This is a genomic window from Novosphingobium resinovorum (assembly GCF_001742225.1).
GTDB lineage: Bacteria > Pseudomonadota > Alphaproteobacteria > Sphingomonadales > Sphingomonadaceae > Novosphingobium > Novosphingobium resinovorum_A.
In genome coordinates this window covers 1,958,456-1,984,652 of the sequence record NZ_CP017075.1, presented here as the reverse complement: position 1 = coordinate 1,984,652, position 26,197 = coordinate 1,958,456, and the positions used below count along the sequence as shown (strand labels likewise).

Annotated in this window: 32 protein-coding genes; 25 read left to right on the top strand and 7 right to left on the bottom strand. The window is 65.7% G+C overall.

Translation table 11 applies throughout. From position 1 onward, the window contains the following. Positions 1 to 148: 148 nt before the first annotated feature. The 13 genes from rplN to BES08_RS09165 all read left to right on the top strand — a co-directional run bounded on the left by rplN (position 149) and on the right by BES08_RS09165 (position 8,603). On the top strand, positions 149 to 517 hold the full coding sequence (gene rplN, locus BES08_RS09225; protein WP_008828228.1) for a 50S ribosomal protein L14: 369 nt from the start codon (positions 149 to 151) through the stop codon (positions 515 to 517). Next, positions 517 to 834, top strand: a complete 318-nt coding sequence (rplX, locus tag BES08_RS09220) for a 50S ribosomal protein L24 (RefSeq protein WP_008828227.1) — start codon at positions 517 to 519, stop codon at positions 832 to 834. Before rplN ends, rplX begins: the two co-directional genes overlap by 1 nt. Beyond that, positions 827 to 1,408, top strand: coding sequence for a 50S ribosomal protein L5 (rplE, locus tag BES08_RS09215; RefSeq protein ID WP_008828226.1), 582 nt, complete (start codon positions 827 to 829; stop codon positions 1,406 to 1,408). The genes rplX and rplE overlap by 8 nt, the downstream gene beginning before the upstream one ends. 26 nt (positions 1,409 to 1,434) lie before the next feature. Continuing rightward, positions 1,435 to 1,740: a 30S ribosomal protein S14 gene (gene rpsN / locus BES08_RS09210; protein ID WP_008828225.1), complete on the top strand. Its 306-nt coding sequence runs from the start codon at positions 1,435 to 1,437 to the stop codon at positions 1,738 to 1,740. Between the two features lie 12 nt (positions 1,741 to 1,752). Further along, positions 1,753 to 2,148, top strand: a complete 396-nt coding sequence (rpsH, locus tag BES08_RS09205; protein WP_008828224.1) for a 30S ribosomal protein S8 — start codon at positions 1,753 to 1,755, stop codon at positions 2,146 to 2,148. Then, a complete protein-coding gene (gene rplF / locus BES08_RS09200; RefSeq protein ID WP_008828223.1) occupies positions 2,148 to 2,681 on the top strand; it encodes a 50S ribosomal protein L6 in 534 nt (177 codons plus the stop codon). Before rpsH ends, rplF begins: the two co-directional genes overlap by 1 nt. Then, on the top strand, positions 2,681 to 3,019 hold the full coding sequence (rplR, locus tag BES08_RS09195) for a 50S ribosomal protein L18 (protein WP_008828222.1): 339 nt from the start codon (positions 2,681 to 2,683) through the stop codon (positions 3,017 to 3,019). Before rplF ends, rplR begins: the two co-directional genes overlap by 1 nt. 2 nt (positions 3,020 to 3,021) lie before the next feature. Then, positions 3,022 to 3,756, top strand: coding sequence for a 30S ribosomal protein S5 (rpsE, locus tag BES08_RS09190; protein ID WP_008828221.1), 735 nt, complete (start codon positions 3,022 to 3,024; stop codon positions 3,754 to 3,756). A 5-nt stretch (positions 3,757 to 3,761) separates the two neighbouring features. Continuing rightward, on the top strand, positions 3,762 to 3,938 hold the full coding sequence (rpmD, locus tag BES08_RS09185; protein WP_008828220.1) for a 50S ribosomal protein L30: 177 nt from the start codon (positions 3,762 to 3,764) through the stop codon (positions 3,936 to 3,938). A 290-nt stretch (positions 3,939 to 4,228) separates the two neighbouring features. Then, positions 4,229 to 5,428: an ankyrin repeat domain-containing protein gene (locus BES08_RS09180; protein ID WP_069708169.1), complete on the top strand. Its 1,200-nt coding sequence runs from the start codon at positions 4,229 to 4,231 to the stop codon at positions 5,426 to 5,428. A gap of 397 nt (positions 5,429 to 5,825) precedes the next feature. Beyond that, positions 5,826 to 6,305, top strand: coding sequence for a 50S ribosomal protein L15 (gene rplO / locus BES08_RS09175; RefSeq protein WP_036527309.1), 480 nt, complete (start codon positions 5,826 to 5,828; stop codon positions 6,303 to 6,305). Positions 6,306 to 6,547: 242 nt separating this feature from the next. Next, the gene (gene secY / locus BES08_RS09170) at positions 6,548 to 7,915 is read left to right on the top strand and encodes a preprotein translocase subunit SecY (protein ID WP_008831159.1); all 1,368 of its coding nucleotides are present in this window, start codon (positions 6,548 to 6,550) and stop codon (positions 7,913 to 7,915) included. 40 nt (positions 7,916 to 7,955) lie between these two features. Further along, on the top strand, positions 7,956 to 8,603 hold the full coding sequence (locus BES08_RS09165) for an adenylate kinase (protein ID WP_008831160.1): 648 nt from the start codon (positions 7,956 to 7,958) through the stop codon (positions 8,601 to 8,603). A 42-nt stretch (positions 8,604 to 8,645) separates the two neighbouring features. Here the strand turns inward: BES08_RS09165 and BES08_RS32780 are convergent, their stop codons facing one another. Beyond that, positions 8,646 to 8,810, bottom strand: coding sequence for a hypothetical protein (locus BES08_RS32780; protein ID WP_155986321.1), 165 nt, complete (start codon positions 8,808 to 8,810; stop codon positions 8,646 to 8,648). On the opposite strand from BES08_RS32780, the gene BES08_RS09160 reads away from it, so the two are divergent. From BES08_RS09160 to BES08_RS09110, 11 genes are all read left to right on the top strand, one after another. Beyond that, positions 8,809 to 9,471 carry an SRPBCC family protein gene (locus BES08_RS09160; RefSeq protein WP_231957936.1) on the top strand — a complete coding sequence of 221 codons (663 nt, stop codon included), beginning with the start codon at positions 8,809 to 8,811 and terminating at the stop codon, positions 9,469 to 9,471. The two genes, BES08_RS32780 and BES08_RS09160, sit on opposite strands and share 2 nt — an antisense overlap. A 351-nt stretch (positions 9,472 to 9,822) precedes the next feature. After that, a complete protein-coding gene (rpsM, locus tag BES08_RS09155) occupies positions 9,823 to 10,191 on the top strand; it encodes a 30S ribosomal protein S13 (protein ID WP_008831162.1) in 369 nt (122 codons plus the stop codon). 60 nt (positions 10,192 to 10,251) lie between these two features. Further along, positions 10,252 to 10,641 carry a 30S ribosomal protein S11 gene (gene rpsK / locus BES08_RS09150; RefSeq protein ID WP_008831163.1) on the top strand — a complete coding sequence of 130 codons (390 nt, stop codon included), beginning with the start codon at positions 10,252 to 10,254 and terminating at the stop codon, positions 10,639 to 10,641. 105 nt (positions 10,642 to 10,746) lie between these two features. Further along, positions 10,747 to 11,814, top strand: a complete 1,068-nt coding sequence (locus BES08_RS09145; protein WP_036527247.1) for a DNA-directed RNA polymerase subunit alpha — start codon at positions 10,747 to 10,749, stop codon at positions 11,812 to 11,814. A 127-nt stretch (positions 11,815 to 11,941) separates the two neighbouring features. Continuing rightward, a complete protein-coding gene (locus BES08_RS09140; protein WP_069708167.1) occupies positions 11,942 to 12,358 on the top strand; it encodes a diacylglycerol kinase family protein in 417 nt (138 codons plus the stop codon). A 126-nt stretch (positions 12,359 to 12,484) separates the two neighbouring features. After that, a complete protein-coding gene (gene rplQ, locus BES08_RS09135; protein ID WP_036527248.1) occupies positions 12,485 to 12,907 on the top strand; it encodes a 50S ribosomal protein L17 in 423 nt (140 codons plus the stop codon). 205 nt (positions 12,908 to 13,112) lie between these two features. After that, positions 13,113 to 15,233 carry a prolyl oligopeptidase family serine peptidase gene (locus BES08_RS09130; RefSeq protein ID WP_231958227.1) on the top strand — a complete coding sequence of 707 codons (2,121 nt, stop codon included), beginning with the start codon at positions 13,113 to 13,115 and terminating at the stop codon, positions 15,231 to 15,233. An 87-nt stretch (positions 15,234 to 15,320) separates the two neighbouring features. Continuing rightward, positions 15,321 to 15,899 (top strand): hypothetical protein, encoded by a 579-nt coding sequence (locus BES08_RS09125; RefSeq protein ID WP_069708165.1) that lies wholly within the window; start codon positions 15,321 to 15,323, stop codon positions 15,897 to 15,899. A gap of 160 nt (positions 15,900 to 16,059) precedes the next feature. Beyond that, a complete protein-coding gene (locus BES08_RS09120; RefSeq protein WP_069708164.1) occupies positions 16,060 to 17,622 on the top strand; it encodes a class I adenylate-forming enzyme family protein in 1,563 nt (520 codons plus the stop codon). Positions 17,623 to 17,708: 86 nt separating this feature from the next. Continuing rightward, positions 17,709 to 18,542 (top strand): IclR family transcriptional regulator, encoded by an 834-nt coding sequence (locus BES08_RS09115; protein WP_008832939.1) that lies wholly within the window; start codon positions 17,709 to 17,711, stop codon positions 18,540 to 18,542. Positions 18,543 to 18,805: 263 nt separating this feature from the next. Further along, complete coding sequence (locus BES08_RS09110) at positions 18,806 to 19,855, top strand: phosphotransferase family protein (RefSeq protein WP_231957935.1); 1,050 nt, start codon at positions 18,806 to 18,808, stop codon at positions 19,853 to 19,855. Here BES08_RS09110 and BES08_RS09105 read toward each other — a convergent pair. Further along, the gene (locus BES08_RS09105) at positions 19,852 to 20,475 is read right to left on the bottom strand and encodes a trimeric intracellular cation channel family protein (protein WP_008833602.1); all 624 of its coding nucleotides are present in this window, start codon (positions 20,473 to 20,475) and stop codon (positions 19,852 to 19,854) included. The two genes, BES08_RS09110 and BES08_RS09105, sit on opposite strands and share 4 nt — an antisense overlap. A gap of 87 nt (positions 20,476 to 20,562) precedes the next feature. Here BES08_RS09105 and BES08_RS09100 point away from each other — a divergent pair, with 87 nt between their 5' ends. Beyond that, positions 20,563 to 21,864, top strand: coding sequence for a cytochrome P450 (locus tag BES08_RS09100; protein ID WP_231957934.1), 1,302 nt, complete (start codon positions 20,563 to 20,565; stop codon positions 21,862 to 21,864). Between the two features lie 35 nt (positions 21,865 to 21,899). On the opposite strand, the gene BES08_RS09095 is transcribed toward BES08_RS09100, so the two are convergent. The 5 genes from BES08_RS09095 to BES08_RS09075 all read right to left on the bottom strand — a co-directional run bounded on the left by BES08_RS09095 (position 21,900) and on the right by BES08_RS09075 (position 26,147). Beyond that, the gene (locus tag BES08_RS09095; RefSeq protein WP_069708161.1) at positions 21,900 to 22,862 is read right to left on the bottom strand and encodes a quinone oxidoreductase family protein; all 963 of its coding nucleotides are present in this window, start codon (positions 22,860 to 22,862) and stop codon (positions 21,900 to 21,902) included. Between the two features lie 84 nt (positions 22,863 to 22,946). Then, positions 22,947 to 23,690, bottom strand: coding sequence for a TorF family putative porin (locus BES08_RS09090; protein WP_083274642.1), 744 nt, complete (start codon positions 23,688 to 23,690; stop codon positions 22,947 to 22,949). A 35-nt stretch (positions 23,691 to 23,725) separates the two neighbouring features. Next, entirely contained in the window at positions 23,726 to 24,157 is a 432-nt protein-coding gene (locus tag BES08_RS09085) for a hypothetical protein (RefSeq protein WP_069708159.1), read from the bottom strand. Positions 24,158 to 24,267: 110 nt separating this feature from the next. Beyond that, positions 24,268 to 25,734, bottom strand: a complete 1,467-nt coding sequence (locus tag BES08_RS09080; RefSeq protein WP_069708158.1) for a DUF4403 family protein — start codon at positions 25,732 to 25,734, stop codon at positions 24,268 to 24,270. Between the two features lie 68 nt (positions 25,735 to 25,802). Further along, positions 25,803 to 26,147, bottom strand: a complete 345-nt coding sequence (locus tag BES08_RS09075) for an endonuclease domain-containing protein (RefSeq protein ID WP_069709206.1) — start codon at positions 26,145 to 26,147, stop codon at positions 25,803 to 25,805. Positions 26,148 to 26,197: the final 50 nt, after the last annotated feature.

Below are 26,197 nucleotides of genomic sequence, written 5' to 3'. Positions count from 1 at the left end.
TTACCTGACACAAGTGTTGACCTTCGCGGGTGAATGCGGCAAAGGGCCGCCTTCGCCCGCGCAGGGCGACTCGGGCCTCTTCGGGGGCCTGTCTTTTTAGGAACTGCCGGACTGGTTCCGGCAAGCCAGATGAGAAGGACTCGGATCGATGATCCAGATGCAATCCAATCTCGACGTGGCGGACAACAGCGGCGCGAAGCGCGTCCAGTGCATCAAGGTACTGGGTGGCTCCAAGCGTCGTTTCGCCGGCGTCGGCGACATCATCGTGGTGTCGATCAAGGAGGCGCAGCCCCGCGCTCGCGTCAAGAAGGGCGACGTTCACCGTGCTGTGATCGTGCGCACCCGCAAGGACGTGCGCCGCACGGACGGCAGCGTGATCCGCTTCGACAGCAATGCTGCCGTGCTGATCAACAAGAACGAGGAGCCGATCGGCACCCGTATCTTCGGCCCCGTGGTGCGCGAACTGCGCGGCCGTGGCTTCATGAAGATCATCTCGCTCGCGCCGGAGGTGCTGTAATGGCCGCCGCTAAGATCAAGAAGGGTGACTCCGTCGTCGTCCTGTCCGGCAAGGACAAGGGCCGCACCGGCACCGTGCTGCAGGTTCAGCCCAAGGACGGCAAGGTTGTCGTCGAAGGCGTGAACGTTGCCACCAAGCACCGCAAGCCCACCCAGCAGAACCCGCAGGGCGGCATCGACCGCGTTCCCGCGCCGATGCACATCAGCAAGGTCGCTGTTGCGGACAAGGACGGCAAGCCGACCCGCGTTCGCTTCGAAATCAAGGACGGCGTCAAGGTCCGCGTGGCCGTGAAGTCCGGGGAGACGATCGATGGCTGAGCAGTACACTCCGCGTCTGCGCACTAAGTTCGACGCTGAAATCGCGAAGGCGATGACCGAGAAGTTCGGTTACAAGAACGTGATGGAAATCCCGAAGATCGAGAAGATCACGCTCAACATGGGCGTCGGTGAAGCCAGCCAGGACAAGAAGAAGGTCCAGACTGCCGCTGCCGAGATGGAACTCATCGCCGGTCAGAAGCCCGTCATCACCAAGGCCCGCAAGTCGATCGCACAGTTCAAGCTGCGCGAAGGCATGCCGATCGGCTGCAAGGTGACGCTCCGCCGCGAGCGCATGTACGAGTTCCTGGATCGTCTCGTCACGATCGCGATGCCCCGCATCCGCGACTTCCGTGGCCTGAACCCCAAGTCGTTCGACGGCCGTGGCAACTACGCCATGGGCCTGAAGGAGCAGATCATCTTCCCGGAGATCAGCTACGACAAGATCGACAAGGTTCGTGGCATGGACATCATCGTGACCACCACCGCGAAGACCGACGACGAAGCGCGCGAGCTGCTGCGTCTGTTCGGTTTCCCGTTCCCGGCTGAAGAGTCGGAACAGCAGGAGGCGGCGTGAGCCGCTGAGGAAGAGAGCTTAAGTCCATGGCGAAACTGAGTTCCGTGAACAAGAATGAGCGTCGCAAGAAGCTCGTCAAGAAGTATGCAGGCAAGTACGAGCGCCTCAAGGCGGTCGCTGACGATCAGTCGCTCGATGAAACCGAGCGTCTCATTGCTCGCCTGAAGCTGGCCGAGATCCCGCGCAACGCAAACCCCACCCGGGTTCGCAACCGTTGCGCCACGACCGGCCGTCCGCGCGGTTATTACCGCAAGTTCGGCCTGTGCCGCGTCGAGCTGCGTGATCTTGCCAACAAGGGCATGATCCCCGGCGTGACCAAGTCGAGCTGGTAAGGGTTAGAAGCAATGGCATTGACCGATCCCCTGGGTGATATGCTCACCCGCATCCGCAACGGCCAGCAGGCGAAGAAGGACTCCGTCCTCTCGCCGGCCTCGAAGCTGCGTGCGCGCGTCCTGGAAGTTCTCCAGCGTGAAGGCTACATCCGTGGCTTCTCCGACGACGCCACCGGCGCCCACCCGCAGCTGCGCATCGAGCTGAAGTACTTCGAAGGCGAAGCCGCCATCAAGCACATCGCTCGTGTCTCCAAGCCCGGCCGCCGCGTCTACTCGGGTTCCAAGGAACTCCCGGTCGTTCGCAACGGTCTCGGCATCACCATCGTCTCGACGCCGCGTGGCGTGCTCTCGGATGCCGAAGCACGTGCACAGAACGTCGGCGGCGAAGTGCTGGCGGAGGTGTTCTAATGAGCCGCATCGGTAAGAAGCCGGTGGCCGTTCCCAACGGCGTCACCGCCAACATCGACAACGGTGTTCTCTCGGTAAAGGGCCCCAAGGGCACCCTGACCCTGGGTCTGTCGGACCTCGTCACCTACTCGGTGGACGACGGTGCGATCGCCGTGCAGCCCATCGGCCAGTCGAAGCAGTCGCGCAGCCACTGGGGCCTTCAGCGCACCCTCGTGTCGAACCTGATCGAAGGCGTCACCAACGGCTTCACCAAGATCCTCGACATCAAGGGCGTCGGCTACCGTGCCGCTTCGCAGGGCAAGACCCTGAAGCTGCAGCTCGGCTACTCGCACGACGTCGACATCGCCGTGCCGGAAGGCATTGAGGTCAAGACCCCGGATAACACCACGGTCGAAATCTCGGGCATCGACAAGCAGAAGGTCGGCCAGCTTGCGGCCGAAATTCGCCGCTGGCGCAAGCCTGAGCCCTACAAGGGCAAGGGTATCGCCTACCGCGGTGAGTACATCTTCCGCAAGGAAGGGAAGAAGAAGTAATGGCAAAGCTGTCTCTCTTCGATCGCCGCGCGCGCCGCGTTCGCACCGCGCTCAAGGCCCGTTCGGGTGGTCGTCCCCGTCTGTCGGTGCACCGCACCGGCCGTCACATCTATGCGCAGATCATCGACGATGCGCAGGGCCACACCGTCGCTGCAGCCAACACGCTGGGCGCCAAGGGCACCGACCTCGACGCCGCGACCCGCGTTGGCAAGGAACTCGCCGAGGCCGCCAAGAAGGCGGGTGTTACCTCGGTCGTGTTCGACCGCGGTGGCTTCCTGTATCACGGCCGCGTCAAGGCGCTTGCCGAAGCCGCCCGTGAAGGCGGGCTGGAGTTCTGATCATGGCTGACGAAAACAACAACACGCAGCCGGTTTCGGCTGAAGCACCCCAGGGCGGCGCGCCGTTCGAGGGTAACCGCGAAGGCGGCCGTGGTCGTGGCGGCCGTGGCCGTGGCGGCAACGATCGCGGTGGTGAGCGCGGTGGCCGTGGCGGCCGTCGTGACGACCGTCGCGGCAACCGCAACGCCGACGAGGAGCAGGGTGAAGAGCTGATCGAAAAGCTCGTTCACATCAACCGCGTCTCCAAGACCGTCAAGGGCGGTAAGCGCTTCGGCTTCGCCGCGCTCGTCGTCGTCGGTGACGGCAAGGGCCGCGTGGGCTTCGGTCACTCGAAGGCCCGCGAAGTTCCCGAGGCGATCACCAAGGCGACTGCCTCGGCCAAGAAGAAGATGATCCGCGTCGCGCTGAAGGAGGGTCGTACCCTCCATCACGACGGCAAGGGCCACTTCGGCGCCGGCAAGGTGAACGTGCGTACGGCTCCGGCCGGTACGGGCATCATCGCCGGTGGTCCGATGCGCGCCGTGTTCGAGAGCCTGGGCGTCGCTGACGTCGTCACCAAGTCGGTGGGCACCTCGAACCCGTACAACATGATCCGCGCCACCTTCGACGCGCTGACCACGCAGACTTCGCCGAAGTCGGTGGCCCAGCGTCGTGGCAAGAAGATCGCCGACCTGCTTGGTCGCGGTGGTGCTACCGAGGTAGAGGCCGAGGCCGCTGCCGAAGCCATCGTGGAGTAAGCATCATGGCGAAGATCAAGATCCAGCAGATCGGTTCGCCGATCCGTCGCCCCGAGAGCCAGAAGAAGATCCTCATCGGTCTCGGCCTCGGCAAGATGCACCGTATCGTGGAGCGCGAAGACACCGCCGAAGTGCGCGGTGCCATCGCCAAGCTGCCGCACATGGTGAAGATCGTCGACTGAACCTTCACAGGTTCACGTTGAACGAGACAGAAGGGCCTCGGTGGAAACACCGGGGCCTTTTTGCGTGGGTGGCCGGCCCTTCGACAAGCTCAGGGTGACCCTTCGACAGGCTCAGGGAGAGCGGGGCTAAGTGCAAACCTCCCAATTCCGCTCAGGCTGAGCTTGTCGAAGCCCCAGGGGCATGGTGGGCCTTCCCGCAAGTAATGCTCTTCCAACAGCGCGCGGCTATGCTATTCGCGCCAGCTTCATCGGCGCCGTGAGGCGCCACGGATTCCAATCGGGGACAGGTCTTGATCGGCAAGCGGCTTCTGACGGCCACCATCCTGTGCATGGGCGCGCTGACGACGGCCGCGTGCTCGGACGACGCGCCCAAGGGGAATCTCGGTGTCGAGGGCGCCTCGGTAACCCAATGCGGCGACCTGCGTGCGGATACCGCGTTCCTGGACAAGCTGCGCAAGGGTGACCGCTCGCTGCGCCGCAAGCTGAAGGACGGCAGCGCCAACGCCGTGGCCGAAGCGCACAAGGCGCTCGACATGGGCGACTTTCGCCTGATCGCAGCGACCACGCCGACCGGCATCTCCACCGAGGCTTACGGCGTACAGTGCCGCATGCTCGGCGGCCTTTCGCCATGGACCGTGCGCGCGGTGGCCTTCGTGCCGGAGGGCAAGGTCGAGGGCGGGCAGCAGAAGCCCGACGATACCGTCACCGGCTTTGGTCGCCGCTACAACGCCGCGATGCTGGCCGATTCGCGCTATCCTTATGCCGACGTCTGCCGTGCGGTCGACAAGGCCGGGCCGGCGCCGACGATGCCGGACAATCCCGATGCCGGGATCGAACAGCCCTACGGTTTCGCCGAACTGGGCGTCGCGCGCATGGAGCACGGGCTCGGCGCGGCGGCGCGGCGCGGCTCGATCCGGGATATCGGCATCCTGCTGGAGCGCGATCCCAAGGGCATCGACAAGCCCGATCTGTTCGGCCTCACCCCGCTCGCCTGGGCGGTCGCCTACCATCGCTGGCCTGCGGCGCAGGCGCTGCTGCGGGCCAAGGCCGACCCGATCGGCGGGACGTGCCAGACCACCATCGACCGCCAGTCGCCGTTGCAGATCGCGCGCGTGATGCGCTGGTACGGTGTCATCCGCGCGATGCGGCCGCTGGTGACCGAAGAGCAGTTCGCCAGCCTGCGCCAGAAGCCGCGCTGGGATGACGCCAGCCTCGTCGAGTTCAACCATGCGCTCACCGAACTCAAGGAGCGTTACGATACGCAGCTGAAAGCCAAGCCGTTCGGCCGCTACGACCTGAACTTCCAGGTGGACGAGCAGGGCAACACGACAGAGTGCAAGATGGATCCGGCATCCGTCTCGCCCGCGTTCGACAAGGAACTGTGCGGGCTGGCGGTGGAGATCGTGCGCTGGGCGCCTGCGCGCGACGCCTTCGGTACACGGGTGCCGGAGAGCGCGAAGTTGCTGGTGGGCTTCGGCGGCGGCAGCTGAGGCATGTCCTACATGCCGTGATTCATGCGATAGAGGATCGGTGAGGGCGCGCGCTGTCGCCTTCCCCCCTTTTTCCGTCATCCCCGTGAAGGCGGGGACCCATCTGATGTCTTCGCAACAGGCAATGTCAGGAGATGGGTTCCCGCCTGCACGGGAAAGACAGTTATGATGATGAAGATAGCTTCTGAAGCGGAGAAGGGCGTACGCGAAAGGTCACAGGGAATGGGCGCAAGTCATTCACTGTAAAGGAACAATCTCGGGGTTTCACAGGCTCTTCTGTGTAAACCGGGATGTGGGATGACCCGCTCTTCCCGAATCCGGGGTGACAAGCGCGCCCTCATCCGCTAGGGGCGCCGCTTCCTATCAGCGCGACTCAAAGCGAAAGCGAGTGCAGAACATGAAACTGAATGACATCCGTGACAACGCCGGCGCCCGTCACCGCCGCATGCGCGTCGGCCGTGGTATCGGCTCGGGCAAGGGCAAGACCTCGGGTCGCGGCCAGAAGGGTGCCAAGGCACGCTCGGGCGTTTCGATCAACGGCTTCGAGGGTGGCCAGATGCCGCTCCACATGCGCCTGCCGAAGCGCGGCTTCTCGAACAAGAAGTTCGCCAAGGACTTCGCGGAAGTGAACCTGGGCCTCGTCCAGAAGTTCATCGACGCCGGCAAGCTGGACATCACCGGCGTGGTCGATCACGCGGCGCTCAAGGCCGTCGGCCTGGCCCGTGGCGGCAAGGACGGCGTGCGTCTCCTCGCCAAGGGTGAATTGACCTCGAAGGTCACCTTCAACGTTGCTGGCGCTTCGGCCGGTGCCGTTGCCGCGGTCGAAAAGGCCGGCGGTTCGGTGATCGTTCCCGCCAAGGAAGAGGCTGCGGCCTGATTTCCGGCGCGACACGCTAAGGCATAAGGAGAGGGCGGGCGCCGGGCGCTTCGCCCTCTCTTGCTGTAAGGTGTCGACAAATGTGATGCGCGGGCGGCACACTGGAGCCGATTCGTGCGGGACGGGTCTTCCCGACATCGTTCCAATGTCTATATGGCCAGTTTCCTTCCCGGGTTCGACAAGGCAGGCATGAGCCGCTAAGGGCGAGTCCGATCAGATTCTTCGAGGCTTTTTAGAACGTCATGGCTTCACGCGCCGACAACATCGCCAGCACGCTCAGCCTGGCCAATTTCTCCAAGGCCACCGAGCTGAAGAACCGTATCTGGTTCACCATCGGCGCGCTCATCGTGTTCCGCTTTTTGAGCTTCGTGCCGCTGCCGGGTGTGAACCCGGTCGCGCTGCGCGATCTCTATCTGCAGACGCAGGGCGGCATCCTTGACCTGTTCAACACGTTCTCGGGCGGTTCGCTTTCGCGCATGAGCCTGATCGCGCTCGGCGTGATGCCGTACATCACCGCCTCGATCGTGGTGCAGTTGGCCGCCTCTCTCCACCCGGCGCTCGTCGCGCTGAAGAAGGAAGGCGAAGCCGGACGCAAGAAGCTCAACCAGTACACGCGCTACGGCACCGTGCTGCTGTGCATCGTGCAGGGCTACGCGATCGCCACCGGTCTTGAGGCGCTGTCGACCTCGCGCGGTCTTGGCGCCGTGGTCGATCCGGGCATCCCGTTCCGCGTCGGCGCGGTGATCTCGCTGATCGGCGGCACCATGTTCCTGCTGTGGCTGGGTGAGCAGATCACCTCGCGCGGGATCGGCAACGGCGTTTCGCTCATCATCATGGCGGGTATCGTCGCGCAGATGCCGACTTTCGCCAGCAACCTGGGCTCGGCCTACTCGGCGGGCGACACCGGTTCGATCCTTATCATCGCGCTGATCGCGCTGGTGGTGGCGATGATCCTGATGATCTGCTTCATGGAACGCGCCACGCGCCGCCTGCTGATCCAGTATCCCAAGCGCGCCACGCAGCGCGGCATGATGCAGGCCGACCGCAGCCACCTGCCGCTCAAGCTCAACACCGCCGGCGTGATCCCGCCGATCTTCGCCAGTTCGCTGCTGCTGCTGCCGCTGACGATCAGCCAGTTCGCCGGCAAGTCGCTGACGCCGGATTCGACGATGGGCAAGATCGTGGTCTCGCTCAACCAGTACTTGGGCCACGGCAAGCCGCTCTACATGCTGCTCTACGCAGCGGGCATCATTTTCTTCTGCTTCTTCTACACTGCAGTCGTCTTCAATCCGGAAGAGACCTCCGACAACCTGAAGAAGAACGGCGGCTTCATCCCGGGTATCCGTCCGGGCAAGAACACCGCAGTCTATCTCGACTACGTCCTGACGCGCATCACCGTGATCGGTGCGGCCTACTTGGTCATCGTCTGCACGGTGCCTGAGTACTTCCTGTCGATGACGGGCTTGCCGCTGCTGTTCATGGGTGGCACGAGTCTGCTGATCGTCGTCAACGTGACCGTGGATACGATCACGCAGATTCAGTCGCACCTGCTGGCGCACCAGTACGGCGACCTCATCAAGAAGGCCAAGCTGAAGGGCCGCATGCGCTGAGGCGCGTGCCGATAACGTAAAACCGAGGGGGATTCAGGGCGTGAACATTATCCTGCTGGGACCGCCGGGGGCGGGCAAGGGAACCCAGGCGCAGCGTCTCGTCGACAAGCATGGCATGCGCCAGTTGTCGACCGGCGACATGCTGCGCGCCGCAGTCAAGGCGGGGACGCCGACCGGGCTCGAAGCCAAGGCGGTCATGGAGCGTGGCGAGCTGGTGTCGGACGCGATCGTCTCGGCGCTGATCGGGGACGAACTCGACGCGATGGGCGTGGATACCGGCGCCATCTTCGACGGCTATCCGCGCACCGAAGCGCAGGCGGAATCGCTTGACGGCATTCTGGAAGCGCGCGGCCGCAAGCTCGATCACGTGATCGAACTGGAAGTGAACGAGGACGCGCTGGTCGAGCGCATCACCGGCCGCTTCACCTGCGCCACTTGCGGCAAGGGCTACCACGACACCTTCGAGAAGCCTAAGGTCGAAGGCACTTGCGACAAGTGCGGCGGGCACGAGTTCAAGCGGCGTCCCGACGACAATGCCGAGACCGTGCGCACCCGCATGGCCGAGTACCGCGCCAAGACCGCGCCGATCCTGCCCGTCTACGAAGCGCGCGGCATCGTCGCCAAAGTCGACGGCATGGCTGACATGGACGAGGTGACGGCGGCGATCGAGGCGATCCTCGCGGGCTGATCCTGCTCCAGAGTGAACCGAACAATGAAACCCGGAAGTGCCTCAGGTCGCTTCCGGGTTTTTCATTTTGTCGTCGAAGTGCGCGGCAGGGATGACGGGCTTCATGCGATCTGGCATGGACGGTTTCGCGACATTGACGGGGCCTTCACGGCCGGGCAGGGGCAGCTTTATGAAGTCTTTCGCATTTGCGCTGGCGGCGGCCGGCATGGCGCTCGTTCCTTCGGCGGCAAGCGCGAGCGTCGCGCAAGTCGAGGCCAATGGCTTCGTCGTGCGCCATGTCGCGCAAGTTTCGGCGACGCCCGAGGAAACCTGGGCTGTGCTGGTGAAGCCGTCGGTCTGGTGGGACTCCGATCACACTTGGTCCGGCGATGCCGCGAACCTCACGCTCGATGCGCGGGCGGGCGGCTGCTTCTGCGAAGTGCTGCCCAACGAAAGCTCGCCCAAGGCAACGCCGCGCGGCAGCGTCGAGCACATGCGGGTGATCTACGTGGAGCGCGGCCGCGCCCTGCGCATGAGCGGGGCGCTCGGCCCGCTGCAGTCGGACGCGGCGATCGGCACGCTGACCGTGCAACTGAAGCCGGACGGGAAGGGCGGTACGCAGGTCCTGCTCGAATACGTCGTGGGCGGCTTCACCCGCACCCCGTTCGAGAAACTGGCGCCGGCGGTCGATGGCATGCTCGGCGGACAGCTCCAGCGCCTGACGGAGAAGCTCGGCGGCGCCTTCGCGGCGGCCTTCCCGAAGATCGAGACGGACGTTGCCGACCGGCCTGCCGAGGAGCCTGCAGCGGCGGATCCTGCGGCCGGGCTCGACATCGTGCCGCTTTCGAGCAAGCCGACGACCAGTGATGGGCCGCTCGTCGGACGCTAGGTCCGATGCGTGCGGTGCCGCCATGGGACAGGGCCGGGTGCTACGCACTTTGACTGGCCTCGCGATTTGCGTTAAACAGTCCTCACAGGCGCGACATCCGCCCCGTCGATCAGGCGGAGGGCGGCGCCCGGTCGATGCCGCAGGCGTTGACGCGGAACGTTGACTCTGCGCGCGAATCGTTTTAAGCGCCCCCTTCACTCGTCAGTAAACGGCAGTCCGGAAGGCCCATACCGCGTGTCCAAAGCACCCGCGTGTAACCGCCAACCGGGCCTTTTGCCATTTCACTTCCCCGAGTGTTTTCGCGATGAGATGGAGGTGCGCGCTCGCACCTCTGTGGAGCAGGAGAATTAAGTGGCTCGTATTGCAGGGGTAAATCTCCCCACCAACAAGCGCGTTATCATCGCGCTGACGTATATCCACGGCATCGGCCGTACCAAGGCTCTCGAGATCGCCGACAAGCTCGGTATCGATCACACTCGCCGTATCCAGGATCTCTCGGACGCCGAAGTGCTCCAGATCCGTGAGACCATCGACGCCGACCACACGGTCGAGGGTGACCTTCGTCGCGAGACCGCGATGAACATCAAGCGCCTGATGGACCTCGCCTGCTACCGCGGCCTGCGTCACCGCAAGGGTCTGCCGGTTCGTGGCCAGCGCACGCACACCAATGCGCGCACCCGCAAGGGCAAGGCCAAGCCGATCGCCGGCAAGAAGAAGTAAGCCGAGGGAGCCGTTAAGGCTTTCGGTTTCCCGCAGCGATAATTCGACAGGATATACGATATGGCACGCGAACCTCAGCGCATTAAGCGCCGCGAGCGCAAGAACATCACGAGCGGCATCGCCCACGTGAATGCTAGCTTCAACAACACCATGGTGACCATCACCGACGCCCAGGGCAACGCGATTTCGTGGTCTTCGGCCGGCATGATGGGCTTCAAGGGCAGCCGCAAGTCGACCCCGTACGCCGCTCAGGTGGCTGCGGACGACGCCGGCAAGAAGGCCGCCGAGCACGGCGTCCGTACCCTCGAAGTCGAAGTCAAGGGCCCGGGTTCGGGCCGCGAGAGCGCCCTGCGCGCCCTGGCTGCCGTGGGCTTCACGATTACCTCGATCCGCGACGTCACGCCGATTCCGCATAACGGCGTGCGTCCCTCGAAGCGCCGCCGCGTCTGATCGAGCTAATGCGGGCGGTGACCGGTCACCGCCCGTCTTCGGAACGTCCCGGGCCTCTCCACCAGGCCTTCGGGACGCAACCGCCATCACTCCCAGGGGAAGTCCATGACTGTCAACATCAAGAACTGGCAGGAACTCAAGAAGCCGAACAGCCTTGAGATCAAGCCGGGACCAGACCCCAAGCTGAAGGCGACCTTCGTCGCCGAACCTCTCGAGCGCGGCTTCGGCCTGACGCTCGGCAACGCGCTGCGTCGCGTGCTGCTCTCTTCCCTCCAGGGCGCGGCGATCACCTCGATCAAGATCGAGAACGTGCTCCACGAATTCTCGTCGCTCGCAGGCGTGCGTGAAGACGTCACGGACATCGTCCTGAACGTCAAGCAGATCGCGCTCAAGATGCAGGGCGATGGTCCGAAGCGCCTCCAGCTTTCGGCAACCGGTCCGGCCGCTGTCACCGCCGGCGACATCGCCGTCACCGGTGACATCGAGGTCATGAACAAGGATCTCGTGATCTGCCACCTCGACGATGGTGCGACGCTCAACATGGAGCTGACCGCCGACTCGGGCAAGGGTTACGTTCCCGCCGTGTCGAACCGTCCGGTCGACGCGCCGATCGGCCTGATCCCGGTCGACTCGCTCTACTCGCCGGTTCGGCAGGTGAGCTACAAGGTCGAGAACGCCCGCATCGGCCAGGAGCTGGACTTCGACAAGCTCAACCTGACGGTCGAGACCGACGGCACCGTGACCCCTGAAGATGCCGTGGCTTATGCTGCACGCATTCTGCAGGACCAGCTGGCGCTGTTCGTCCACTTCGAGGACATCGCCCCGGTTGGCGCCTCGCCGATGATCGGTGTGGCTGTCGGCGGCGCGGCGGCTTCGGAAGAGAGCGACACCAACCAGCTCAACCGCTACCTTCTCAAGAAGGTGGACGAGCTGGAACTGTCGGTCCGTTCGGCCAACTGCCTCAAGAACGACAACATCATCTACATCGGCGATCTGGTCCAGAAGACCGAAGCCGAGATGCTGCGCACGCCGAACTTCGGCCGCAAGTCGCTCAACGAGATCAAGGAAGTGCTTTCCTCGATGGGTCTGCGCCTCGGCATGGACATCCCGGGCTGGCCGCCCGAGAACATCGAAGAGATGGCCAAGAAGCTCGAGCAGGAACTGCTCGGCTGATTGGACCTTCGGGTTTCGAAATGAAGAGGGCCTCGCGGGTGACTGCGGGGCCTTTTTCTTTGGGGTACGATCTCCCGCATCGAACCTTTGTGCGTCATCCCCGCGATAATGCCCTACGTTTGACGGCATGATCGAATCGCCCAACGCATTGAAATCTGCAAGCCGCTTCACCATCGCGGCGCGGCTCAGGAGCTTCATCTTCGCATGGCGCGGCCTGCGCTGGCTGGTTTACAACGAGCACAATGCGCGGGTGCACCTGGCGGCGTCGATTGTCACGATGGGGGCAGGGCTGTTCCTGAATGTCTCCGCAAACGACTGGCGCTGGCTGTTGCTGGCGATAGGGCTGGTCTGGCTGGCCGAAGCCTTCAACACCGCCATCGAGCAGATGTGCGACCGGGTCGAACCGAACTTCGATCCGGTCATCGGCCGGATCAAGGACATCTGTGCCGGAGCGGTGCTGATGGCATCGATCGTGGCCGCAGGTATCGGACTTCTGACGCTTGGCCCGCCGGTTTGGGCGATGCTCGACGGCATCCGCCCTTGACTCCCGCCCCGTTTTCGTATTGAGGGCGCGCTTCACAAATACGTGAACAGGCTTTGGGCGATGGTCTAACCGCATCGCCCGGCAGGCAGTACCTTGAACGGCTGCCTGACGAACGGAGTAAAGAATATGCGTCACAAGATGGGCGGCCGCAAGCTGCAGCGCAAGTCCGGCCACCGCGCGGCCCTGCTGCGCAACCTGGCCGCAGCGCTGATCAAGCACGAGCAGATCCAGACCACTACGCCGAAGGCGAAGGAACTGCGTCCCTACATCGAGAAGCTGATCACGCTCGCGAAGAAGGGCGGCCTTTCGAACCGTCGTCTCGCGCACGCGCGCATTCTCGACGAAGCGCAGGAAAAGAAGCTGTTCGAAGTCCTCGCCGAGCGTTTTGCCGGTCGCGAGGGTGGCTACACCCGCATCATCAAGGCCGGCTACCGCGCTTCGGACGCCGCTCCGATCGCGATTATCGAACTGGTCGACCGCGACGTCGATGCCAAGGGCCAGGACTCCGGTCCGGTGCACACCGACGCCGAGGAATTCGCCGAGGCGTAAGCCACTCGGCGTCCCTGACGGGATAGAGAAGCGGTCGCGGACTTCGGTTCGCGGCCGCTTTTTCATGCGAGCTTTCCCCGGAACGCCGATGTGCTAGACAGCATGCTCAAAAGCAGGGTCGGGAGGATGTGTGAAGACTAGCGGTCTGCAGGTGCTGGCGGCGCTCTTGCTGTCGGGGGCGGCGACGCCCATCTGGGCAGGGCCTATGTCCGACATCAGCTATCCACAGACCCGCCGCGACACTGTCGTAGAGACCCAGTTCGGCGAGGCCATCGCCGATCCCTATCGCTGGCTCGAGGATGACGTACGACATTCCTCCGAAGTCGCCGACTGGGTGAGCCGTGAGAACGCCGTCACCGAAGACTATCTGACCGCACTCCCCCAGCGCGCGCAGTTCCAGCGCCGCATCCGCGCCTTCATGGATTACGAGCGCTTCGGCATCCCGGTGAAGGCGGGCGGCAGCTACTTCTACACCCGTAACACCGGCCTGCAGAACCAGGCGCAGTTGTTCGTACGCAAGGGGCTGGACGGCAAGCCGCGCCTGCTGCTCGATCCCAACGCCTGGGCGAAGGACGGGGCGACGGCGCTCGATTCCTGGGAGCCCTCGCAGAAGGGGCGCTATCTGCTGTATAGCGTTCAGGACGGCGGCAGCGACTGGCGCATCCTGCGCGTGATCGACGTCAAGACCGGCGAGCCGCTGCAGGACGAGGTGCGCTGGGCCAAGTTCACGGGCCTCTCATGGGTGGGCGAGGAAGGTTTCCTCTATTCGCGCTTCCCGGAGCCGAAGGAGGGGGCGGCGTTCCAGTCGCTGAACTACAATCAGGCCGTGTATTTCCACCGCATCGGCACGGCTCAGGACGCGGACGAACTGGTCTATGCGACGCCCGACGCGCCCGACCGGGGGCATGTGGCGGACGTGACGCAGGACGGGCGCCTGGCGCTCATCACCAGCCACGTCGGCACCGATGCGCGCTACGAAGTGCGGGTGATCGATCTCGACAAGCGCAAGCGCGACGGATGGAAGGCAGTGCCGCTCGTCTCCGGTTTCACCAATGACTGGAAGCTGGTCGAAGGTGCCGGGCGCAAGCTGTGGTACGTGACCAACCGGAACGCGCCGCGCTATCGGCTCGTCGGCATTGATCTCGATGCACCCAAGGCCGAGTGGACCGAGATCGTCGCTGAGCGTGAGGATATTCTGGAGCGCGCCGGGATCGTCGGGGACCGGCTCGTCCTCAACTACATGCGCGATGCGGCGAGCCATGCGGAAATCCTGGCGCTCGACGGCAGTGTCGGCAAGACGCTGTCGCTGAACGGCATCGGCACCGCTTCGGGCTTTCGCGGGAGGCCGGGCGATCCGGAGACGTTCTACGCCTTCACCAGCTTCAACTGCCCGGCATCTATCTACCGGATGGATCTGGCGACCGGGGTGACGACGCCCTTCGCGACGCCGAAGATGTGCTACGATCCGGGTGCCTACGTGGTCGAGCAGCGCTTCTTCACGTCGAAGGACGGCACCCGCGTACCGATGTTCATCGTGCGCAGCCGCGTGGTGGCCAAGGCGAAGCAGCCGGTGCCGACGCTGCTCTATGGATATGGTGGCTTCGACGTTTCGCTGACCCCCGGCTTCTCGGCGACGCGCATGGCGTGGCTGGAGGCGGGCGGGGCCTTCGCGCTGGCGAACCTGCGCGGCGGCGGCGAGTACGGGCGCGAGTGGCACGATGCGGGGCGGCGGCAGAACAAGCAGAACGTCTTCGACGACTTCATCGCGGCGGGCGAGTTCCTCGTGAACGAGGGCATCGCGAAGAAGGACGGCCTTGCCATTCAGGGCGGCTCGAACGGTGGCCTGCTGGTGGGTGCGGTGGTCAACCAGCGGCCGGACCTGTTCGCGGCGGCGGTCGCGCAAGTGGGCGTCATGGACATGCTGCGCTTCGACCGCTTCACGGCCGGGCGTTACTGGACCGACGACTATGGGAGGCCGGACCGGGAAGACGACTTCAAGGTCCTGCGCGCCTATTCGCCCTACCACAACATTCGCGAGGGTGCGCAGTATCCGGCGATCCTGGTTACTACGGCGGACACCGACGACCGCGTGGTGCCCGGGCACTCGTTCAAGTACACGGCGGCGCTGCAGCACGCGAACCTCGGGGCCAGGCCGCGTCTCATCCGCATCGAGACCCGCGCCGGACACGGCTCAGGAAAGCCCACGGACAAGGCGATCGAGGAGGGTGCGGACATCCTTGCCTTCGTCGCGCAGTGGACGGGGCTGCGCCTTTCGGCCGAAGCCAGTGTCGCTCAGGCCGGAGAGCCGACCGCCGCGACGCCGTGAAGCGGTTCATGCATAGGACAGCATGAGCGGCGTACGTTCCGTGACTTGGGCGGCGCGGACCGTGCGCGCCGGATAGGGTTTCTCCCGATGAAGATGTTGCGTTCGCGTGCCGCCGTATCCCTTGCCGCGCTCGCGGTGCTTTGCGTCACCGCCACGCCGGTTCTCGCACACGGCCGGGACGAGTGGAGGGGCCATCGCCACTATCGCGGCGGCGGCATCGATGGCGGGGACCTTCTGGCCGGGCTGCTGGTCGTCGGCGGGGTTGCCGCGATCGCTTCTGCCGTCAGCAAGAACAGCGCCGACAAGCGTGGCGGCGAGCACGCGCCCTATCGCTATCCGGGCGGCCCGGAAGCGGGGGACGATGCGGACTATGGCGCGCCGCCGGCTGACAATGGCGATACCGCGCCATATCCGGGCGGCCCGGTGAGCGGCCGCGACTATTCGGACGAGCCTGCCGGGGCCGGATCGCTGGGCGGCGCGGTCGACGCCTGTTCTGCGGAACTCGAGCGCGGTGACAAGCGCGTCGAATCGGTGGACTCGGTGCGGCGCATGGGCGAGCGCTACAGCGTCGAGGGGCGCCTGCAGGACGGCCGCCCGTTTGCCTGCAGCGTCGATGGCTCGGGGCACATTCGCTCGGTGGCCGTCGATGGGCATGGCATGATCTGAGCCGAAACGCCCGCGCGGTATCGACGCGCGCGGGCGTTGCGCTTCAGACAGTTTTCCGGAATATCGACTCCTGATTTGAAATGGCGAACTGCTTGAGCGGTTGCCAGTGGTCGTGCCCGGCGCCCTTCGTGTCGGCACGGCCGAGAGGAGAGCCGGGAACGTGAACACCGAGGCCGCCGCCCACACCGTTGCAGACCTTCCGGGGGATGCACAGACGTTCCCCAGCCTCATTCGGGCTGTCGCTGCCGCCTATGGCGATGCCGTCGCGGTGACGCTGGAGGAAGGCGAGGAGACGGTGGCCTGCGTCACTTATCGCGAGCTTGAGGCGCGTTCGGCCATGCTGGCGCGCGGGTTGCTGGCGCGCGGGATCGGCAAGGGGGCGCGGGTCGGCTTCATTCACGGCAACGGACCGGAATTCGCGGTGATGCTGGCGGCGGTGAGCAGGATCGGCGCCGTCGCAGTGCCGGTCAGCACGATGATCCGCGCCAACGAACTGGTCCGCGTGCTGCGCCAGTCGGATGTGCAGGGGCTCATCCTCCAGCGCACGATGCTGGGCAAGGACTATGCCGAGCGCGTGCTGGAGGCGCTCCCCGAACTGGACGGGCAGGAGAGCGGCGCGCTGCGGCTTGGCAGGGCGCCGTACTTGCGCTGGATCGCCTCGGACGGAGAGGGATTGCCTCCCAGCATCACACCGCTCGACTGGCTGGCCGGGGCCGCCGCGACGGTAGGCGAAGACCTGCTGCGCGAGGTCGAATCCGAAGTCCATCCGACCGACCAGATGGTCGAGATCTACACCTCCGGCTCGATGGCGCTGCCCAAGGGCGTGCGCCATGCCCATGGCCCCGTCTGCTTCCGCAGCCATACGATGCGCGAGATGATGGGGCATGTGCCCGGGAAGCGCGTGGCCTGCATCCTGCCGATGTTCTGGGTCGGCGGCATGATGATGTACCTCGTGCCGGGGCTGGAAGCGGGGGCGACCGTCGTGTGCACCGAGCGCACGCTTTCCAACAGCCGCTTCGCGATGGGCTCGGTGCTGGCGGAGGAAGATCTTGCGGCCATGCGCGGACCGAAGCCATGGTGGGGCCTCGGCATGAGCGAGACGCTGGGGCCGTACTCGTGGGGCGATGACTTCCGCGCGCCGGGGCGGCCGGTCTGTGCACCGATGGACCATTTCGGGCCGGGCTACGAAATCCGTATCGCAGATGCCGAAAACCGCCCGGTCGCGGCGGGCGAGGCGGGGGAGATGCAGGTGCGCGGCTATCCCGTCGCCAGCGGCCTCCACAAGATCGAGCGGGCGGAGCACTACACACCCGACGGTTACTATCGCACCGGCGACATGTGCGTGATGGAGGACCGTCCGGAAGGACGCCGGGTGCATTTCGTCGGGCGCGGGGGGGACATGATCAAGGTGTCCGGTTCCAACGTCTCCCCGGCCGAAGTGGAGATGGAACTGCAGTCGCTGGACGGAGTGCACACCGCTTACGTGGTCGGCCTGCCGGACCGCGAGCGCGGCGCGCTGCTGGTCGCGGCGGTGATCGCGCGCGACGGGCTGGAACTCGATTTCGCCGTGATCGAGGCGGAATTGCGTCGGCGTCTCTCCAGCTACAAGGTGCCGCGTGCCTATGTTCCGCTGGAACGCGAAGAGATACCGCTCCTCCATTCCAACAAGGTGGCCCGGCGCGAGTTGGCGCGGATGATGGAGGACCGGCTCGGGCGCGGCTGAAGTTCGCTTTAATGAACAGGCGTGCCTATTGACGAACCGTGCCGATTGCCAATAGGCCCGAACGGTTCGAAATATCGAAAGCAGCCATGTCGCGTTCCTCTCCCGGTGTCGCCCGCGTCGCGGCCATCCTCAACTTCATCGCCGACCATCCCGGGCAGGCGTTCGCTCTGACCGATCTGGTGCGGGCATTGAAGTTGAGCCGCGCGACCTGCCATGCGCTGCTGACCGGCCTCGTCGATGTCGGCTACCTCTATCGCACGACCGACAAGACTTACGTGCTCGGCCCCGCGCTGGCGGCGATCGGGCGCACGGCGGCGGCGCATTTTTCGCCGCTGCAGGTCGCGCAGCCCGAGATGCGCAGCCTGGCCGACGAATTCGACGTGGTCTGCGGGGCCTACTTCCTCGAAGGCGACGTGATCCATCTGCGGGAACGCGCGGCCTCACTCAGCCATATCGGCTATCCGGTGCCGCTGGGCACGCGCATGCCGCTGCGCTGGATTCAGGCGATGACCTTCTTCGCCCGTTCCGCGCGGGACGCCGATGCATGGGTATCTCGGGCCGATCCGCCGCTCGGTGAGGAGAATCTCGGCCAGTTCCGCGCAGGGCTCGAGTTCGTGCGCGCGCACGGCTACCTCGCGCTATTGCGCCGTCCAGGCAGCGAAGAGGAACTCGGCGTGCGCTCGGGCACCGAGGACCCGCCGGTGGTGCCGCTCGTCGAGGTCGACGGGCAGCGGGTCTATCCGCTCGTGGCGCTGATGGCGCCGATCTACGACAGCCGCAACCGGGTGGTGATGGCGCTGGTCATGGCCGGCTTCCACGGCGCCATGAACGGCACGGCGCTGTCCGAGGCCGGTGCCCGCCTGGCCCATGCTTGCGAGCGCATCTCCGGCTTCCTGGCCGGCGGCGGCGAGAGCGACTGACTTCGCGGTAACGGGCTTGCCCCGGGACCGCTGGCTGTGAACGGCCCGCCTGTCGCTTCGATGCCTTCCGCATGAACTGCAGCTAAAGACCGCCACCGGTCCCGGATCGAATCCGGGGCGACGGCAATCCCGCCCGGGCGAGGCGCGCCTTGCTTGACCGCGCGCGCTTGCCAGCATATCAATTATCGCGAAAATAAATTCGCGATACCGAACCATCGATATGCGCTATCGAAATTCAGGCATCGCCGGGTGGGAGAGAGCCTGTGTCTGACGTGATCGTTGCCCCCGAAACGCGGGATCTTGCCGAACTGGCCGGGCGCCTCGAACATTGGCTCGGCGGTTGCTTGCCGCGCGCCATCGGCATCGCCGTCACCGATCTCGCCTATCCGCGCGGTGCCGGGCAGAGCCATGAGACGGTGCTGTTCGATGCACACTGGACCGAGGGTGGGCAGCCGCGCACGCAAGGCTGCGTGGTCCGGATCAAGCCGCGCACCTTTACCGTCTTCCCGGACAACCTGTTCGACGAGCAGCACGCGATCATGAAGCTGCTGTCGGACGAAGGACTTGTCCGCGTTGCCAGGCCGCTGTGGTTCGAGGAGGACCCGTCGATCCTCGGCAATCCGTTCTTCGTGATGGAGAAGAAGCAGGGCCGCGTGCCCGTGTCGATCCCGCCTTATGGGCGCGAGGGCTGGCTGCACGACGCTGCGCCACAGCAGCGGCGCAGCGTGTGGCGCAGCGCGGTCGAGCAGCTCGCGGCGATCCAGCGCGTGCCGGTGACGAGCGCGGGGTTCCTCGGCGGCAAGGGGGCGGCGGCGCGGGGGTTGGCGCAGGAGTGGGACAAGTACCAGCGCTTCACCGCCTGGCTTGAGGAGACCGCGCCGCAGCCGGTGCTGCGCGATGCGCTGGCAAGGCTAGAGAGCGCATGGCCTGCCCACGATCCCGAGGGGATCGTCTGGGGCGACGCGCGCATCGGCAACATGATGTTCGACGACGACTTCCGGGTCGTCGCGGTGATGGACTGGGAACAGCCCTCGCTCGGCGGCGCGCTGCACGATCTCGCCTGGTTCTGCACCTTGTCCGAGACGATGCACGGCCGCAATTCGACGTACGGCGCGTATCTCGAAGGCATGGGCACGCGGGAGGAGACGATCGCGCTGTGGGAGGAGATCAGCGGCAAGTCTGCGATGGGCCTCGAATGGTACGAGGATTTCACTCACTTCAAGATGACGTGCACCGGCGTGCGCCTCGGCCAGTTGCGGGGCACCGCCATGATGGATGAAGCGGCGATGCGGCGGCGGTTGAAGGTGGCCTAATCATCCTCGCCCGGATGGAGCGGCAGGCCCAGCGACCAATGGATCGCCGCGCCGCGTAGCCCGAAGCCGGCGATCACGGCGATCGCCCAGGTCATCGCCGGGGACAGGCCCGCGGCGATGCCTGCTGCAGCGACCCCGGAGGCGAGCGCGGCTGCCGTCACGTAAAGTTCGGGCCGCATCAGGATCGAGGGCTGGCCCGCCAGCACGTCGCGCACGATGCCGCCAATGCAGCCGGTGATCACCCCCATCAGCATCGCGGGGACCGGCGGGACGCCCCAATGCAGCGCCTTGATCGTGCCGAACACGGCATAGACCGCGAGACCCAGCGCGTCGGCCCACTCCAGGATATGCCCGCGCCACCAGCGGACCGGCGTGAACCACGCGAGCAGCGCTACGGCGAGACACACCGGCGCCACCAGCGGGTCGTGGACCCAGAACACCGGCGCCCCGATGAGCAGGTCGCGCAGGGAACCGCCGCCGACCCCGGTGATCAGCGCGAAGAAGGCCACGGTCACGAAAGTCTGGCGCAGCTGCGCGGCGGCGAGGGCACCCGTCAGCGCGAAGACCGCGATGCCGACAAGGTCGAGCGCAGGGGGCAGGGCGGGGGAAGGCGGGATCATGCCCCGGCTCCTAGCACGCAGTGCGCCGCTTGACCCAATCGGATTTTACGATACACAAAGGATCATAAAAGTATGGGAGCGAGATGCGTGTCCTACGAGAAGGCCGACTGGTACACCGACATTGCGCTGGTGGACGATCCGCATGCCTACTTCGACTATCTGCGTGCGCAGGGACCTGTCGTGCGGCTCCCGCATCGCGGCGCGGTGGCCGTCGTGGGTTATGAGGAGGTCGTCCAGGTGTCGCTCGACACCGAACATTTCTCGGAGATCAACGGCGTCACCGGCGGCATGGTCGACCTGCCGTTCGTGCCGGAGGGCGACGATATCGGCGACGAGCTGGAGGCCCATCGCAGCAAGATCGCCTTCGCCGACCAGATAGTCTGCGAACAGGGCACGCGCCACGCGAACTTGCGCTCGATTCTCTCGCGCCTGTTCACGCCCAGCCGGCTGAAGCAGTTGCAGCCCCGGCTTGCGGCCACGGCGGAGGGGCTGATCGACGAGTTCCACGGCGACGGGCAGGTCGATATCGTGCGCCAGTACGGCGGGCCTTACGGCGCGCTGGTGATCTCCGACCTGCTGGGCTTGTCCGAGGCCACGCGCGCTCGTTTTCGCAAGTTGCTGGAAGGGGCGATCCCCGTGCCGATGGATGCCACGCACGAGGAGATGATGAAGAACCCGCTGGTCCCGGTGGGCAAGGAACTGTTTGGCCTCATCGCGCGGCGACGGATTGCCGGTCATCCGCTGATGCGGCCTTTTCGCACCTTGCTGGCGCGGGAGGACATTCTGGGGGAACTGGCGAAGGCCACGTATCCGGATGGCTCGAAGCCTTCGCTCGTCGACGTGACGGGGCTGGCGGCGTTCCTGTTCGGCGCGGGGCAGGACACCACCAACCGCCTTCTGGCGAACGGTTTCAAGGTGATCACCACACGCCCCGACATCCAGACCGAACTGCGCCGCGATCCCGCTCGCATTCCCGACTTCGTCGAAGAACTGCTGCGCTACGACGGCTCGGTGAAGAGCGCGGGGCGGCTCTGCCGCAAGACCACGACGCTGGGCGGGGTCGAGATCAAGGCGGGCACGCCGATCCTCATGAGCCACATGGCCGCCAACCGCGATCCGGCGCGCTTTCCCGATCCTTCACGGTTCGATATGGACCGGCCCCGGATCAAGGAGCACCTTGCCTTCGGACGCGGCGCGCATACCTGCATCGGCGCGCCGCTGGCCCGGCGCGAGGTGGCGGTCAGCATAGAGCGGTTGCTCGCACGCATGGGCGAGATCCGGCTGTCGGAGGAACACCACGGCCCCGAGAGCGCGCGCCGGTTCGATTATGAGCCGACGTATGTGCTGCGCGCTCTGAAGTCGCTGCACCTCGAATTCGATCCGCTGTGACCATTCCTCCCCGAGCTTGTCTCGGGGAGGATAGGCTAAATCCGCATCACCACACGGCCGAACGGATGCCCCTCGGCAACGAAGCGGTGCGCCGCCACGGCTTCGGCGAGGCCGAATTCCCGCTCGATCGGCATCGCCAGTTCGCCTGCGTGGACTTTCGCCAACAGGTCCGCCAGCAGGGCGTGGACGCGCGGGGTGTGCATGTCGCGGCCGAAGGAGATGCCGGTGACCTGCATCGCCTTGCGGATCAGTTCGAAGAACCCGAAGCTGGGCAACGTCCCTTCCGCCGCGCCGACCACCGCATAGCGGCCGTGGCCGCGCAGCGCCTCTACCAGAGCATCCTTGCCCGCCCCGCCGGCAAGATCCAGCGCAAGGTCGATGCCCTTGCGCGCGGTGATCTCCTTGCACCGCGCGGCGATGTCCTCCCGCCGATAGTCGATGCCGTGCGTCAGGCCGAAAGGTTCCACCCGGGCAAGGCGTTCAGGGCTGGAGGCCGTGCCGATCACCGTAGCGCCCGCCTGCGAGGCGAGTTGCACGGTGGCGAGGCCCACTCCGCCCGCCGCGCCCTGGACCAGCACCGTCTCGCCTGCGACCAGTCCGCCGTAGGTGAACAGCGCATCGTAGGCTGTCCCGAAGGCGATCGGCACCACCGCCGCGAGGGCAAGGTCCATCCCCTCGGGCACCGGATAGGCGTAAGTTTCGGGCACCGCGAAGAGTTCGGCATGGCTGCCGCTCCAGTTGAAGCCGACCACCCGGTCTCCGACGGCGAAGCGCGTCACTTCCGCGCCCACCGCCGCCACCGTTCCCGCCGCCTGGTAACCGGGGACGAAAGGCGTGTGCGCAGGCGGCGTGTGGATTCGGTTGAGCAGGTCGCCGCCCTCGATCGAGATGACGTTGACCCGGATGAGGACGGTTCGCGGGCCGACTTCCGGATCCGGCTGCTCCCCGAAGTGCATGACCTCGGGGCCGCCGTTCTCGTTGTACCAGACTGCCTTCATCGCGCTCTCCCGTGCGTTTGTCGTCGCCTAGTGCCAGCCCGGCGCCCTGCCGCGCATCTGGTCAATCGGAGAGGGCGTGCAGGTTCATGGCGTGAAGCGCAAGTAAGCCATCACGCGCGAACCGTAATGCCGATCGGTCCAGCGCGAGAGCGGATCGACCTCGTCCTTCCCGATCGAAGTGCCGGAATAGCGCAGCCCCGCAGCGAAGTTGGCGTCCGTGTACTCGGCGCCGACATGGTGGTCGAGGTAGTCGCCGCCCGGTCGCAGGCGGGCCGCGCGCGGATCGCCGTTGGAGGAACCGCTGGTGTGGCCGACACCGCCGTAGAGCGTCACCGGCGTGCCCGGTATGCTGGCCGAAAGCTGCGCGTCGAGGGTGAGGTTGCTGCCGCCGATGGCATCCTGCGAGGGCGCGAACGCGGCGCTCAGAACCAGCTGCGCCGGGCCGAGCGTGCGCGCGATCTCGCCGGTCAGCTCGGCATAGCTGGTGCCCGCGCGGCCGACGAAGACATTGCCACGCACCCCGGCGGACAGGTCCCACCCCCCGCTGCGCAAAGCGTAGCGCGGCGCCAGGGTCAGACCGATATCCGCGCCGCCGTGCCGTGCGCTGCCGCGCAAGGTCACGGCATCGAGGTCTATTCCGAGATCGTAGGTGACCGGCACCGAGGCAGAGACGCCGAGCGCGGCCTTGCCGTCGCTTCCGCTCAGGCCCCGTTCGCGGTGATCGGTTTCGGCCTCGAAGGATACGGTGGAACCTGCCGATTGCGCGTTGGCATCAGCAAAGACGAGGCCGCCGCATACCGCGACGGCCATACCGAGAAAATATCGCATCCGATTGATCTAGCAATCTTTCCTGGCAGTGTCCGTCAGTTCGCGGCGAAGTGATGCGCGGCGTCGATAGCAGCGAGGGCGTGCTCGCGGTCGGCGCTCGCCGCTTCGGCTAGGTGTGCGGTGATGGCGGGGGTCTTGTCATCGACGAGCCGGGCCAGTTGGGCGTCGCGGCTACGGCAGTCGCCGGGCAACTGGCGGGTGAAGGTCTCCTTGCCGGGCAGCGCTGCGGTCAGGGCGTGTCCGCCGTCGGCGATGACGCGTTCGACCGAGACGCTTGCGGTCATCACGCAGCGCTGCGTGCTCTGGCGTGCGGGCGGGGCAATGCCGATGGTGCGCATGCTGGTCTCGACGCGGGCGCGGTAGTCGACGCTGTAAGTGCTGCCGCGGTGATCGACGGAGACGCTGTGTACGGGCGCGGCGGTGGCGGCGAGAGCGCCAATGAAACCGAAAGCGGCGAGCAGGCTCATGTTTCCTCCCAAGACGTGCCTAAATATTAGGCAATAATGCACAATCCTTGTGCAAATGGAGGTAGGTGGCAAATGCTGCCGGCTTGTTGCCGAACCGTGATGATGTCTGTTCAGCGTGTCACGGTGATCGACGCCGTGCCGTCCGCCCAGACCGGCAGGTATAGGCCGCGCCCCGCTGCCTGGATGCGGCCAGTGCGGGTGCGGGTTACCTCGGCACGGATGACGAGGTCGCCTTCGCGCTTGTCCTCGATCGCGCGGCCGATCTTGCCGAGGAGCTTGCCGTAATCCTTCTCGAAATTCTGGGCCAGCGCGCCCGCGATCGTCGCGCTCATGCCCGGCGTGTTGGCGAGGCGCAGGATCAGGTCGCCGCCGCGCATGTCGGTGGTGCCGCTGACCTCGAAATCCTCGAAGCCGATCCGGCGCGAATCCTCGGCATTGACGGGCACGCCGGTCATCCAGACGGTGCCTTTGGTTGCACCGAGCTTGCCCGCCTCGTCACGCGCGGTGAAGTCGAGGCCGACGGCGATGCGTCCGCCGGTGGTGCCGTAGATCGTGGCCTTGCGGAAATCGGTACGCACCGGACCGACGCCGGGTACGGTGAAGGGGCGTGTGGAGCGCTTGCGCAGCGCCTTCATCAGCACCGGTTCGAGTTCATGGTAATCGGCGACGACCGGGATGAAGAAGGCGAGGCGTCCGGCCTGTGCTTGCAACGGCTTGACCGGCGGCAGCGGGGTCGGCGCGGGATCTTCGGGACGCCGACCGACGAAGGTTTCGGTCACCGCCTTCACGCCGAGGCGCAGCAGCATACGTTTGCCGTCGAGTTCGTAGCCGCCGTACTGCAGTTCGGTGGGTTTCACGCGCATCCACACCGGCGGGTTCTCGCGGTTGAGCGACAGGGTGGTGAAGGCCGAATTCCACGCCTGCTCTACCTGGCGGCGCAGTTGCAGGCGGCCGAGCTGGCCGGGCAGTTCACGCTCCAGCTTGGCTATCACCGGGGCCAGCTTGCGGTCGGCCTTTTCGGTGAAGTCGATGCGCTGGCCGAGAAATTCCGCATGCGGGGAGTTGGTCCAGTCATAGCGGATGTCCACGGTCCCGCGCGGCGTCCAGTCGTCGGCGAGGGTGATGCGCACGGTGGCTTCCGCCACGGCGTCGGCGGTTGCGGTCTCGCGCTTGAGCATGCCGCCGATGTCCTCGGCGCGCAGGACGGCGTGGAGCGGCATCGTCAGGCGGATTTCCTTGCCGCGCCCGGCGAAAGTCATCGGGCCGCGGGTCACGTCCCCGACGATCCGGCACTTGAGCGCCGGGGTCTTGAGGGTGGTGATGCCGAGATCGACCTGCTTCGACTTCACGCAAGTCTGGCCGGGCTTGTCGATGGTCCAGAGGGTGCGGGGTATCTCCCGGTCGAGCGCGGCGGCGAGTTCGGTGAGGTCCGCCGTGACCGGGACGGTGATGAGCGACGCCTGCGGTTCGATCCGGACTTCGTCGTGGGCGCGCGGCGGAGGCTGGAAGCGTTCGCGCTTGCAGGCGGTGAGTGCGAGGGTGCCCGCCAGAACCGGCAGGATAATGCGCAAGGTCATGCGTGGAACGCCCCGTGGAACCATAGTCGCGGTGAAATTCGCGAGCGGCTGGCGGGTTCCAATTCAGGTTATCGTTGGCAGGTGCTTACGAGTGCGGCGACGGCGGTTTCAGGTGTGCGCAGCACCTCGCGGGCGGGGATGCGGATGATGGCGATGCCGTGTTCGCACAGCCAGGCGCCGCGATGGAGGTCGTGCTCGGGGTTCTCGCCCATGTCGTGAACCGCGCCGTCGATTTCGATGCCGGTCTTTGCGGAGGGGCAGTAGAAGTCGAGCACGTAGGGGCCGATCGAATGCTGGCGGCGGAACTTCAGGCCCATGGGAGAGCGGCGCAAGTGTTGCCAGAGGATTACCTCGGGCGGGGTCATGGTGCGGCGGAGTTTGCGCGCGCGACGGATCGTCTGGATTGGCGGCATGCTGTCCCCCTCCACCACCGACTGCGTCGGCGGTCCCCCTCCCCATTGCT